The following is a 12,448-nucleotide window of genomic DNA, read 5'->3' on the forward strand; positions in this document are numbered from 1 at the left end:
GTGTCAGCCTCCGGCCTTGACGGTACTAGGTTGCGCGTTACGTGTGGGTTGCCAGGCAAGGACCTTGCGTTCTACCAGCAGGAGCAGGCTGTTCAGGCCGTAGCCGAGGATGCCGAGCATCACGATGACCGACCACATGCTCGGGAACTCGAACTGGCGCTGGTAGTACGTCAGCTGGACGCCGATGCCGTCGACCGCGAAGCTCAGCTCGGAGATGATCATCAGGATCAGGGCCAGCGACAGCGACACCCGCAGGCCGGCGAAGATCTTGGGCAGGGCGGCGGGCAGCACGACCATGGTGATCCACTGCCACCGGGGTACGCCGAACGACCTCGCGGTGTCCATCTTGACCGGGTCGACCGAGCGGGCGCCGTCCACCGAGTTCAGCAGGACCGGCCACAGCGTGCCGAACGCGATCAGCGAGATCTTCTCGGTCGACTCGATCCCGAGGAGCACCACGAAGAACGGCAGCAGCAGCACCGGTGGGATGGCCCGGAGGAACGCGAACAGCGGCCCGAAGTACTCGATGCCGTGCTTGGACCGGCCGAGCGCGACGCCGGCGGCGACGCCGATCACGGCGGCGCCGAGCCAGCCGACCAGCATCCGGCCCAGGCTGGGAAGGAAGTGCGTGTACACCGTGTCGGACAGGAAGAGCTGGGCGGCCGGTCCGCCGAACCACATCGTGAAGCCGGCCGGGACGATCTCGGTTGGCGGCGGAAAGTACTTGGACTGGGCGGCCAGCGTCGCCAGCTCCCACACCACCAACACGCCGGCCAACAAGATCCAGCGCTGGGCCACTCCGCGCAGGCGCGTCATACCGCCGCTCCGGTCGTCTGGTTCCACTTGAACAGCACCCGCTGCAGCTTCAGGAAGCCGTTGTCGAGCAAGTAACCGATCAGTCCAGCGAGCACCGTGACGGCCAGGATGATGTCCGGCCGGGTGGTGCCGCTCGCCCAGGTCAGGATGAACCTGCCAAGGCCGATGTCGCCGCTGGCGAGGTACTCGGTGCTGATCACCACGATCAGCACCACCGCACTGGCCAGCCGGATCCCGGTGAACACGAACGGCGCCGCGTTCGGCAGGCCGACCCTGAGCATGGTGCGCGCCCTGCTCAGGCCGAACGAGCGCGCGGTGTCCAGTTGCAGCGGGTCGATCTCGTCCAGCGCGTAGATCGTGTTGAACAGGATCGGCCAGATCGCCGCGAACACCGACAGCGAGATCTTCGCCTCCGGCCCCGATCCGATCATGATGATCACCAGGGGGATCAACGCGACCGACGGGATCGGCCGGAGGAACTCGACGATCACCCGGCTGGCCGTCCTGGCCAGGGGCACGCTGCCGAGCAGCAGCCCCAGCGGCACGGCGATGCCGATGGCGATCAGCAGCGAGACGAACCACGCGGCCATGGTGGCCACGAAGTCGGCGACGAAGGTGCCCTGGGTGTCGTCGAAGACGCCGGTGAACAGCTTCACGACAGTGGGCAGCACTGTGGTGGGCGGCGGGATGTAGTCCTCGGGGAACACCCCCGTGAACGACCCCAGCTGCCAGAGGGCGAGGACGAACAGAATCCCCAGTAGGCCCCTGATGAACCGGATCACGCCGGCTCACCGGTGACCGCGTTGGTCAGCACACCGAACTCCATGAGCGGTTGGAAGACGGGTTAACCCGGCGATGCCAGGTGGTCACTCTAGAGAGTGATGGCAGCACTCGACAAACCGATCCCCGTTACCGGTAACCGACTACTGAGTGAAATCGACCGAACGGGTGAACGATAGCGGAGTAGCTGTGTACTCCGAGTGGTCCTGTCCCGCTGGTCCTGGTGCGGGCGGACGGCCCTCAGGAAACCGACAGGCCCAGGAGCGTCCGCCCCTGGGCCTGTGGGTGAAGAGCCTGCTGGTGGAGATCAGTTCTGGCTGGGCGCGGGCAGCAGCATCGGCGCCACGTTCAGCTTCTCGGGGATCACGTTGAAGTCCTTCATCAGGTCGGCCACCCGCTGCAGCCGGACCGGGTCGAGCGTCTCCGGGAAGTCCGCGATGTGCACCAACGCGGCCGTCGCCTGGTCGACCTTGACGTACTTGACCAGCAGCGGCTCCAGTTTGGACCGGTCGCTCTTGACGTCCGTGACGCCCTTGGCCAGCCCGCGCTGGAACGCCGCGAACGTCTTCGGGTTCTGGGTGGTCTGCTTGTCCACCGCGGCCCAGCCGGACAACGAGATGTCCGCGGTCGGCCCGGTGGACACGTCAAGCACCGGCACGGCGCCGTACTGCTTCTCGGTGGTGGTCACGAACGGCTCCACGACGACCGCCGCGTCGATGTCGCCCTTCTGCATCGCCGGCCCCATCGCCGGGAAGCCCATCGCCACCCACTTGATCTTGCTGACGTCCACCTGCTGGGTCTTCAGCACCGACATCACGCCCAGGTCGGAGATGGATCCGGTGCTGGTCACGGCGATCTTCTTGTCCACGGCGTCCTGCGGCTTCTTGAACGTGGAGTTCGGCGTGGCGACCAGCACCAGGTGGCCGGGCCGGGCCGCGTACGCGTCCGACACGATCTTCAGGTTGGCCATGCCCTTGGCCTGCGCGGCGAAGGCGCCGGGGTAACTGGTGAACGCGATGTCCAGGTCACCGCTGATGATCTGCTGGACCCCCTGCGGGCCGCTCGTCAGCACGACCGGATCCACGTCCAGGCCCTGCTCCTTGAAGTAGCCCTTCTCGATCGCCTCGTACAGCGGGGCGACGTCGACGACGGGCAGGACGCCCACCTTGATCTTGGCCTTCTCCGGCGCGCCCGCCGCGCCGTTCGGCTTGTCGGCCGAGCCGCCGCTGTTTCCGCCCAGCATTCCGCAGCCGGCGGCCGCGGTCAGCAGGGCGAGGGTGGCGGCGATGATCGGGATCCGCACGCGTGACCGGTGCACCGTGCCGGTGCCCCCGCGTCCAGGCATCTTGCCTCTCCTCATGGGATTGGGTTCGAGTCGTAGTGAATCTTTCGCAGAGTCGCTCCCCGACTACCGGCGACACTCTAGGGACCGGTCCGGCTCGGTCACAACGGGTGCTGAACCGGTTTCCCTCGGCAGCGCAAGTCGCACAATCGGGTCAAAAACCCGAATGGAGCAGTCGCCGGAAAAATGATGTTCGTGGAGTGATCGCCACGGCCGCCGGCCGGCCGGGGATCATCCGATGTCCGGCGTGCGGGTTATGCGGCCGATGATTTGTGAGAGCGGACACGGGCCGGACGCGCGGACAGGTGCTCCGGCGAGTCTGGCAACACCACTCGAATGGCGGCACGCAGCTCGCGTGTACGCTGAGTCACTACTCGGGAGCATATGGTGGCGTAGGGAGAACGGGTGTCCCTCGAACGGCGGAATGCCTGCTCCAAAGGGGCGCATGACGCAACAAAATGATCGTTACGGTAATCCTGGTCAGGCCTTCCCTACGCCAGTGGCGGGAACCGAAAGTCCGGCAATGCCCGTCAGCGGGCTTACATCTTGGCCTCGTTTTCGCTACCTTCCGTACCCACAGTGAGGTGGAAGCGCCACCGATGTAGTGAGGAGGCTGCCCGGATGTCGGGTTGACGGCGATGCCGTCGCCGGGTAATCAGGCGGGCTCGAGGGGAACACCACGGTCGCGGCGGCCAGCCCAGGTCGGGATGGGTTGACCAAGGTGGCCTTGGGCCGTAATGCTACGCGCCGGAACGTCGCCCAGACGGGTGACGCCGGACCGGGCGGAGCGGATGGGTGCCGCGCGCCGTGAACGACAGGTTGTGAGGACTGGAGCTATGTGACCTGACGTTTCGGTGTACCGCGCGACGCGGTGTGAACCGTGCGCGCGTGTGTCCTACTCATTGCGGTAATCGTCCGTTGGAGCTGGCCTTCCGGGTACCGGGCTACTGGCTCAAACGCAGGGAGTGTGCTGGGAGTGCCCGACCAGAACGCTGGGGTCGCAGGTAGCTCGGGGAACAGTCGGATGGCGATGACGCCTGCCGAGATGACCGAGACAGGACCCCGGCCTCAAGACGTCCGCCCCGCCGGCCCCCGTGGTGCCCGCGCGGGGTCGCCGTGGCGTGTGCGCAACTGGCGGTTGCGTACCAAGATCCTCGCGGTTCTCATCGTGCCGACGCTCACCGCGCTCGCCCTGGGCTTCCTTCGCGCCCAGGCGGACCTCAAGAGCGCCGACGACTTCAAGCAGACGGTCAACCAGGTCGACCTGGCCAGGAACGTCACCCTCGTCGTGCACGAGCTCCAGAAGGAGCGCACCCTCGCGGTGGACAACGTGGCCCGCGGCCGGTCCGCCGACCGAGCCCAGCTCGACCAGCAGGTCAACACGGTCGAGAACGCCCGGCGGTCGCTGTCCAAGGCAGCGGACCTCGTGCGTACCGACGACGAGGACGCGCGGGCCCGCTACAACCGCGGCCTGCAGCGCCTCGCCGGCCTGGACGCGCTGCGTACAGCGGCCAAAGAGACCCAGTACCCGCACCTCGCGGTCAAGGCCGCGTACACCTCGATCATCACGTCGCTGGTCCAGCTCGGCCGCGAGGTCAACACCGCGGTCACCGACCGCGACCTGCTCCGCCAGGCCACCACGGTCCAGGCGCTGTCCGAGGCCAAGGAGTTCGCCTCGGAGGAGAACGCCGACCTGCAGATCGCCGCGGTGGTCGACAGCTTCCCGTCCGGCCTGCTGGACGACACCCGCGCAGCCGAGGCCAGCTTCCAGGCCGCCCGCTCCGGTTTCCAGGCCAACGCGAACCCGCAGGAACTGCAGTTCTACTCGGACACCGTGAGCGGTCCCGAGGTGGACGGCCGGGAGCGGATCAAGTCGACCGCGTTCAACAAGGCCGAGTCCGGCGACACCACCCTGACCATCCCGCAGGGTGAACTGGTCCAGGACGGCACCACCACCGTGAACAAGCTCCGCCAGGTGGAGGACACGCTGCTGTCCGCCCTGCGCGACCGGGCCAACCAGCTCGCCCTGGACAAGACGAACTCCGCGTGGACCAACGCGGGCATCGTGCTCGGCCTGCTGGTCATCGCGCTGATCCTGATGGCCATGGTGACCAGGTCGATCCTGAAGCCGCTGCGGACCCTGCGGACCAACGCCCTGGACATCGCGTACACCAGGCTGCCGGAGACGGTGCAGCGCATCCTGGCCGACCCGGACCCCGTCGCGGCGTCCAAGCACGCGGTCGAGCCGATGCCGGTGTTCACCCGGGAGGAGACCGGTGAAGTCGCCCGGTCGTTCGACGCGGTCCACGAGCAGGCCGTCCGAATGGCCGCCGAACAGGCGCTGTTGCGGGACAACGTCAACTCGATCTTCGTCAACCTGTCCCGCCGGTCGCAGGCGCTGGTGGAACGCCAGCTGAACCTGATCGACCGGCTGGAGCAGGACGAGCAGGACCCGGACCAGCTGGCCAGCCTGTTCGAGCTGGACCACCTGGCGACCCGGATGCGGCGCAACTCGGAAAGCCTGCTGGTGCTCTCCGGCACAGGTCTGTCCCGGCAGCTGACCCGGCCGGTGCCGGCCGCCGACGTGGTGGGCGCCGCGGTGTCCGAGGTGGAGCAGTACGCCCGGATCGACGTGCTGTCCGCGCCCGAGGTCGCGGTGCAGGGCCGGGCCGTCAACGACCTGGTGCACCTGATCGCCGAGCTGCTGGACAACGCCACGTCGTTCTCCGAGCCGGAGAAGAAGGTCAACGTCCGGATGGCCGCCACCCGCAAGAAGGAACTGGCCATCCAGATCACCGACCAGGGTGTGGGCATGTCCCCTGAGGAGATCGAGACGGCCAACCGGCGCCTGGCCGACCCGCCCGACATGGACGTGTCGGTGACCCGGCGAATGGGCCTGTACGTGGTGGCCCGGCTGGCCCAGCGGCACAACATCCAGGTCCGCCTGCGGGACAACGAGGACATCGACGGCGGCCTGATCGCGCGGATCATCGTGCCGGCCGCGCTGATCCAGTCCTCGCGCGGTGTCCAGCCGACCAACCTGACCCCCACCGGCGGCATCCCGACCCTGGCACCCGGCGAGATCACCGGTGCCGGCCTGACCACCGGCGGCGGCCAGAGCACCACGCCGCCGCGGGCCGGCGGCGGCATCGCCAGCGCGTTCACCGGCAGCCTGCCGCGGGTGAAGCCGGAGGACTCGGACCCCGGCCTCGGCTCGTTGCCGCCGTACACGCCGCAGACCTACCCGTCGCCGACGGACAACCCCACGAACGGCACTCCAGCGAACACTGGGGACCAGACGGTCCGCTGGGATCCCAGCCGGCTCGACCGGCCGCAGGACCCGGAGCCGCACACCGTCGTCCAGCCGTTCGAGCCGGAGGTGCCGGAGGAACCGGCCGCGGTGTCGCTCTTCGGCGACGCGTTCGCCGAGCAGAAGGCCGCCCGCGAGGCCCAGCAGCCCCGCCGGCCGGACCCGCAGCAGCCGCAGCAGCAGGAGAACCGGGACCTGGACGCGCCGACCGAGCGGCTGCCGATCTACGAGGCCGTGCTGTCCCAGTGGTTCGAGGAGGGCGACAGCGACAAGCGGACGCCGGCGTCGGAGCGGATCACCTCGGCCGGTCACGACACCGTCGCACCGCCGTTGCCGGTCCCGCCGATCGTTCCCTCGCCGGCACCGGCACCGGTGACGCACACTAATGGGGTGAACGGAACAGGCGGGCATGCCGAACCGCCCGCTCCGCAACCTCGGCCGGAGCCGGAACCCGCGCCACCCGTCGAGGAACCGGAGCCGGTGCGGGCGTCCACGTCGGCCTGGCAGTCGCCGGGCGACGAGGGCTGGCACGCCGCGCAGAACCTCACCAAGGCCGCCCCCGAAGTGATCACCTCGGCCGGTCTGCCCAAGCGGGTACCCAAAGCGCAGCTGATCCCGGGTTCGGCACCGTCCCGGCCGACCGCCACCGGCCCGACGCAGACGCAACGCACCCCAGCGTTGCCGCCGCGTTCGGCTGACGCGGTCCGTGGTCGGATGTCAAGCTTCCAGCAGGGAATCCGCAGGGGTCGGCACGCGATGGTCGACGCTTACGCTGGTGACCAGGATTCAGTCGAGATCCGTCAAGACGAGGAGCAGGAGTGACGACCGCGACGACACACCAGCCCGGCAGTTTCGGCTGGCTTATCACCGATTTCGTCCGGCAGGTCCCCGGAGTCGCGCACGCGGTGGTGGTCTCCGCGGACGGCCTGCTGCTGGCGGGGTCGCAGGGCCTGCCACGGGACCGGGCGGAGCAGCTGTCCGCGGTCGCCTCCGGGCTGGTCAGCCTGACCGCGGGTGCCGCGCGCTGCTTCGAGGCCGGCGGGGTGAACCAGACCGTGGTCGAGATGGACCGGGGATATCTCTTCCTCATGTCGATCTCGGACGGATCGTGTCTGTCCGTCCTGGCCGCGCCGAACTGCGACATAGGCTTGGTCGCCTACGAGATGACGCTTCTGGTCGAGCGAGTCGGCCAGCAGATGACGCCCGAACTACGGGCCCAGCTGCAAGGCGCGCAGCGAAGATAAGCGGGTTTGGGCGGGGTGAGAGCAGATGGCTAGAGGTCACCGAGCCTCGGGTGGCCGGTTCGGCGCGGACTTCTCCTACCGGGAGTGGGCGCAGACCGGGTTCCGCTTCGAAGAGCCGGACGCAGGCGGCCCCGAAGAGGAGGGCGCTGTCGCCGAACAGGCGTCCTATCACGAGCCCGATGAAGCGTTGGGTGAGCACGACCAACGGCTGCCGAGCCGGCCGGAGCGGAGGCAAGAACAGATGCCGGAGCGAGGTTGGGAGGACCTGCCCGAGCACGGACTAGGGGATCCACCGAACCGGATCGACCTGGGCGACTACCGAGCACGACTGTTCGGTGGCCCAGGCGCGAGTCTGTACGGGGACCCGGGGGTGCCCAGGCAGAACGACTGGAACTCCGACCAGTTGCCGGCAGTACCTGCCGTCACCGAATGGGAGGACCCGGTCAGGGCCGAGCCAGTGGCCGAGACCGGATCGCTGGTCCGTCCGTACACCAAGACCGGAGGCAGGACCAGGTCGGACTACGACCTGGCGATCGAGGCGCTGGTGTCCACCAGCGACCGAGGCAGGCTGCCCGAAGCGGCGGTGCTACCGGAGCACAGGTCCATCTGTGGACTGTGCCTGGACACTCGTTCCGTCGCCGAGGTGGCCGCCCACCTCAGGCTGCCCCTCGGGGTGGCCAGGGTGCTGATCGGTGACATGGCGGGCATGGGGCTCGTGCTGATCCACCAGAGCGGCATGGTCGTCGGCGACCGGCCGTCGATCGAGTTCATGGAAAGGGTGCTCAGTGGGCTCCGCAGGCTCTAGTCCGCACAACCCGCGGGCCGTGGCGCGTCAGGCGACGACGTCCGCGAAGATCGTCGTGGCCGGAGGCTTCGGCGTCGGTAAGACCACCTTCGTCGGAGCGGTGTCGGAGATCGTGCCGCTGACCACCGAAGCCGTGATGACCGAGGCCAGCCAGGACGTCGACGACCTCTCGGCCACCCCGAACAAGACCACCACCACGGTGGCCATGGACTTCGGCCGGGTGTCCCTGGACTCCGACCTGATCCTGTACCTGTTCGGCACGCCCGGCCAGCACCGGTTCTGGTTCATGTGGGACGACCTGGTGCGCGGCGCCATCGGCGCGATCGTCCTGGTCGACACCCGCCGCCTGGCCGACGCCTTCGCCGCCATCGACTTCTTCGAAGACCGCCAACTGCCGTACATCGTGGCCATCAACTGCTTCGAACGCGTGCTGCACCACCGGGTCGACGACGTCCGGGACGCACTCACGATCGAACCCTCGGTCCCCGTGGTCACCTGCGACGCCCGAGACCGCGAATCCACCAAGGAAAGCCTGATCACCCTGGTGGAACACGCGATGCACCAACGGATGTCGGCCCGCGCGGTCTGACCCCGCCGTGAGTACCTGTGCCGCGCCATCACAGGTACTCACAAGGACGTGGTGTGCGCGGTTCAACCTGGCCACGGGACCGGCGGGGCTCAGTGCGAAACTTTCCTCTGTGCACCCCGTAATGCGCCTGATCTCGCGGCGACACGCTGATGGCAGCCGACCCGGTTTTCGCTCGGACGGCCACCGGATCGCGCTCGCGATCGAAGGCGGCAGCAGCCGGGGGACGTACTCGAGCGGCATGGTGATGGCGCTCGAAGAGCTCGGTCTGACCAGGTGTTTCGACGCTGTGTACGGATCTTCGGCCGGCGCGCTCAACGGGGCGTGGCTGCTGTCCGGGCGGGCGCTCACCGGGATGCGCGGGTGGTGGGACCCGGAGATCATGCGCCGGGTCGTCAACCCGTGGCGGTTCCTGCGCGGGCGGCCGGTGTTCGACACCGACTACCTCGTCAACACGGTCTACCGGGACGTGACGCCGATGGACTTTCCGGCCATTCTGGCGAATCCGGTGACGTACCACCCGTTGGCGACAGACGCGGACACCGGCGACTCGGTGGATCTCCGGCCGTACATCCACCAGGTCGAGGACCTGCAGAACGCCCTGCGGGCCACCACGTGCCTGCCGATTCTCGCCGGTGGGCCGATCCGGTTGGGCGGCCGGCGGTTCGTGGACGCCGGTGTGGCCGAACCGCTGCCGTTCCGGACGGCGTTGGGGCAGGGGGCGACGCACATCCTGATGCTCAGGACCCGCCGTGCGACCGAGCGGCCCGCGAAACCGCCGCGCAGCCACGACATTCTCGTCCCGCGTGCGTTCCCGGGCCTGCGGAAGGTCTGGGGGGAGCAGCACGAACGGGACGTCGCCGACGAACAGCTGCTTACTGAGATGCAGTCGGTGATGTCGGTTCGCCCGCCGAGCGGCGCGCCCAACGTGACCGCGATGGAACGTGACCCGAAGGTTCTGCGCCGAGCGGTGATGCTGGGCCGGCAGGCCGTGCACGCGGCACTGGCCGCGTAGCGCTATTCCTCGTCCACGAGGGACACTGCGGTGATCCGGTGCAGGGCGAACCTGTGCAGCTCGGACCGGGTGGAGTCGAGTCCTTCCAGGACACCGCCGCCGATCCGGACCGGTTCGATGACACGCTGCGAAGCCGTGCCGCGGGAGTCCACGTAACCGATGAACACACTTCGGCTCTGGGCGACCGCTTCCTGAAGCAGCGCAATGGTCGCCGACGTGTCCGCGCCCGCGCCGGCAGCAGGTGACACCGTTTTCCCTCGGCGCGTTGCGGCCGCACGGTCACCCGCGCGCAACGCGCTGATCAGGTCCGCGAGTTGCTCCGGCGTCGGCGGCTTCGGCAACGTTCCGGAGCGCGGACGTTGCCGCACCGGCACGCGGATTCCCTTGGTACGCAAGTCAAGCAGCTGACCGTCATGACCTTCGGCGGACGGCGCGAACCCGGCGTTCCGTAGTTCCTCCAGCACGTCCGCCAACGGCACCGGGCTGACCAGGACACCGGGCGCGATCTTCCGAAGCTCCAGCCGGACACCGGCCGGACTGGCCGCGACCTGCGTCAACAACACCTCGTCGTCACACCGCAGGAACGACATGCACGCGCCGCCGCGCAACAAGCCGTGCCTGCGGGCGACGTCGTCGATCATGTACGTCAGCGACTGCGGCACGGGCGTGCGGGAACGTGTGCGGAACAGTTCATGCAGGTCCGTTGACGTCCGGCCGGCGTCCAGCGCGCGCCTGATGGTCGCGTCGCTGACCCGGTAGACCGTTGCGCTGCCGGCGGATTCGACGTTCGCGACCAGGTTGATCTCCTGCGCGAGCGTCTGTTCCAACGGCCCCGGTGCGACGACCGTCAGGTCCGCCTGGACGAGGACGTGGTCGACCGGCTGCGGCATCGCCTCGACCATCCGCTTGGCCGCCGCGGCCGGGCCGTCCGCGAGCAAGGCATGGCCAGCGGACGTCAAGGCGCCGAACGCCACCAGTCCGAGCGCGTTGGCCTCGCGCAACGTCCACCGAACCGTCTCGTCGCGCAACCGGCCACCCCGGCGCGGCGCGCGCCAGGCGAGCAGACCGGCGACCTCGTCGGCCGAGTCCATCCCGGTGCCGAGCGGGAGATCCGCGAGGGTGCCGAGCACCCGCCGACGGCCGGCGGGCGCGAGGGGCCGCCGCAGTTCCTCCGACAGCGGTGAGACGAGCTTGTCCTTGAGGTCTTTCGTGCCGGACAGGCCGGGCAGGCGGGGGAGTTCGAGCCAGGCGTGCGCGAGCGTCGCCCAACGCTGCGGAGGTGACGCTGCCAGCCACACATCCGCGTGGGTTGTCGGCGCCCACTGCGGCGAAGTGGTTTCGGTGTCCGTCACCAGACCGGCGCCGTACGCGATCTCGACGATGACGGTGGCGCGCGGCTCGTCCGCCCCGATGTCCCGGGCGAACCGGCGCAGCTCGCGGACGCCGAGGCCGCCGGTCCGCAGCACGGGCGGCGGTTCGGCGGACCACAACGTGATCAGGGTTTCGGTGTGCCGCACCAGCTCCATCGCCTCACCGGCGGCTGTCGCGTCCACTGTGGCCGGATCGTGGCCGGTGGTCTGCACCGGCGGCGGGTCGAACCTGAGCTGGCCCATCGGGTTGGCGCCGCGCAACACCAGCCCGACCTGTCGGGGCAGTTCGACCGTCCCGGCGTCCCGGCGCAGCAGCAGCCCCTGGGCCAGCAGCCGCTGGATCGGGGTCCGGGCCTCCTCGATCGGGACGACCAGGTCCGCGTCCTTGGTGCGGCCGGTCGGGGTGCCGTCGGACAACGCGGTCAGGACCTTGCGCTCCGGCTCCGCGAGCGCGGCCAGCATCGCGGCGACGTCCTGGCCATCGAGCGCGGTCGAATAGCCGCCAAGGCCGCCAGGGAAGTGGCCGGTGGTCTCCCGGGCCGACGGTGCCACGGTCAGCGCGTCCTCCGGCCCCCACGCCAGAGCGAGCTCGACCAGGGCGGCCACGGCCGCACGCACACGTTTGCGCGGCACCTTCGCGCCCAGCATGGCGGCGACGTCGTCGACCCGGACGGTCCGCGTGTCCGCGTCGCACAGCAGAAGGGCGTCCAGCACGGCCAGGGTGAACGTGTCGAGCCCCTCGGCGGCGCGGGCGACCGACGCGCGGCTGCCGGCCCGGGTGGCGAGGACGGTCGTGTCGGCCGGCACGGGCGTGGCCAGGTCAGGGCGTGCGCCGAGCAGCCTGGCCAACTGCGCGTCATCCCGGTCCCGCAGCCACTCGGTTAGCGTGAAACCTGACACTCTGACCACGGTATACGTGCGTGCACGACCACGTGTGAGGTCGGGTACCGTACGGCTGGATTCCGCAGTCTTCGAGGAGGATCGGTGGCGAAGGGCAACCCGGACCGGATCGACCCAACCTGGCCGGACGCGTCCGACGGTGAGCACCCGGTGAGTGAGCTCGTGGCGGACCGGCAGGGTGCGCTGTCGCCGTTCGGCGACGTGACGTTCCCGCTGCCTGTCGAGGACCTGGGCTACGAGCACCCGGTGACGGAGATCAACAAGTAAACAGTCATAGCGC

At 69.0% G+C, this 12,448-nt stretch carries 10 protein-coding genes; 6 read left to right on the forward strand and 4 right to left on the reverse strand.

Translation table 11 applies throughout. The annotated features are described in order from the left end of the window. Positions 1-3 precede the first annotated feature (3 nt). From EV192_RS22835 to EV192_RS22845, 3 genes are all read right to left on the reverse strand, one after another. Positions 4-816 carry an ABC transporter permease gene (locus EV192_RS22835; RefSeq protein WP_132118622.1) on the reverse strand — a complete coding sequence of 271 codons (813 nt, stop codon included), beginning with the start codon at positions 814-816 and terminating at the stop codon, positions 4-6. Further along, a complete protein-coding gene (locus EV192_RS22840) occupies positions 813-1,598 on the reverse strand; it encodes an ABC transporter permease (protein ID WP_132118624.1) in 786 nt (261 codons plus the stop codon). The genes EV192_RS22835 and EV192_RS22840 overlap by 4 nt, the downstream gene beginning before the upstream one ends. 305 nt (positions 1,599-1,903) lie before the next feature. Beyond that, positions 1,904-2,941, reverse strand: a complete 1,038-nt coding sequence (locus EV192_RS22845; RefSeq protein ID WP_165960552.1) for an ABC transporter substrate-binding protein — start codon at positions 2,939-2,941, stop codon at positions 1,904-1,906. Between the two features lie 1,042 nt (positions 2,942-3,983). Between EV192_RS22845 and EV192_RS22850 the strand changes: the two genes are divergently transcribed. The 5 genes from EV192_RS22850 to EV192_RS22870 all read left to right on the forward strand — a co-directional run bounded on the left by EV192_RS22850 (position 3,984) and on the right by EV192_RS22870 (position 9,898). Further along, entirely contained in the window at positions 3,984-7,070 is a 3,087-nt protein-coding gene (locus EV192_RS22850; RefSeq protein WP_243727004.1) for a sensor histidine kinase, read from the forward strand. Then, the gene (locus EV192_RS22855) at positions 7,067-7,492 is read left to right on the forward strand and encodes a roadblock/LC7 domain-containing protein (protein ID WP_132118628.1); all 426 of its coding nucleotides are present in this window, start codon (positions 7,067-7,069) and stop codon (positions 7,490-7,492) included. The genes EV192_RS22850 and EV192_RS22855 overlap by 4 nt, the downstream gene beginning before the upstream one ends. Positions 7,493-7,517: 25 nt before the next feature. Then, a complete protein-coding gene (locus EV192_RS22860; RefSeq protein WP_243727005.1) occupies positions 7,518-8,297 on the forward strand; it encodes a DUF742 domain-containing protein in 780 nt (259 codons plus the stop codon). Continuing rightward, positions 8,278-8,886 (forward strand): GTP-binding protein, encoded by a 609-nt coding sequence (locus EV192_RS22865; protein ID WP_132118630.1) that lies wholly within the window; start codon positions 8,278-8,280, stop codon positions 8,884-8,886. The genes EV192_RS22860 and EV192_RS22865 overlap by 20 nt, the downstream gene beginning before the upstream one ends. 109 nt (positions 8,887-8,995) lie before the next feature. Further along, the gene (locus EV192_RS22870; protein WP_132118632.1) at positions 8,996-9,898 is read left to right on the forward strand and encodes a patatin-like phospholipase family protein; all 903 of its coding nucleotides are present in this window, start codon (positions 8,996-8,998) and stop codon (positions 9,896-9,898) included. Between the two features lie 2 nt (positions 9,899-9,900). On the opposite strand, the gene EV192_RS22875 is transcribed toward EV192_RS22870, so the two are convergent. Further along, the gene (locus tag EV192_RS22875) at positions 9,901-12,168 is read right to left on the reverse strand and encodes a helicase-associated domain-containing protein (protein ID WP_132118634.1); all 2,268 of its coding nucleotides are present in this window, start codon (positions 12,166-12,168) and stop codon (positions 9,901-9,903) included. Positions 12,169-12,252: 84 nt separating this feature from the next. On the opposite strand from EV192_RS22875, the gene EV192_RS22880 reads away from it, so the two are divergent. Next, positions 12,253-12,435 (forward strand): hypothetical protein, encoded by a 183-nt coding sequence (locus EV192_RS22880; RefSeq protein WP_132118636.1) that lies wholly within the window; start codon positions 12,253-12,255, stop codon positions 12,433-12,435. The last annotated feature ends 13 nt before the right edge of the window (positions 12,436-12,448 follow it).

Source organism: Actinocrispum wychmicini (genome assembly GCF_004345645.1).
GTDB classification, from domain to species: domain Bacteria; phylum Actinomycetota; class Actinomycetes; order Mycobacteriales; family Pseudonocardiaceae; genus Kibdelosporangium; species Kibdelosporangium wychmicini.

Excerpts from the sequence above, each read along its gene's own strand:
- EV192_RS22835 (WP_132118622.1), bottom strand. The coding sequence starts at position 816 with ATGACGCGCCTGCGCGGAGTGGCCCAGCGCTGGATCTTGTTGGCCGGC.
- EV192_RS22845 (WP_165960552.1), bottom strand. The coding sequence starts at position 2,941 with ATGCCTGGACGCGGGGGCACCGGCACGGTGCACCGGTCACGCGTGCGG.
- EV192_RS22850 (WP_243727004.1), top strand. The coding sequence starts at position 3,984 with ATGACCGAGACAGGACCCCGGCCTCAAGACGTCCGCCCCGCCGGCCCC.
- EV192_RS22860 (WP_243727005.1), top strand. The coding sequence starts at position 7,518 with ATGGCTAGAGGTCACCGAGCCTCGGGTGGCCGGTTCGGCGCGGACTTC.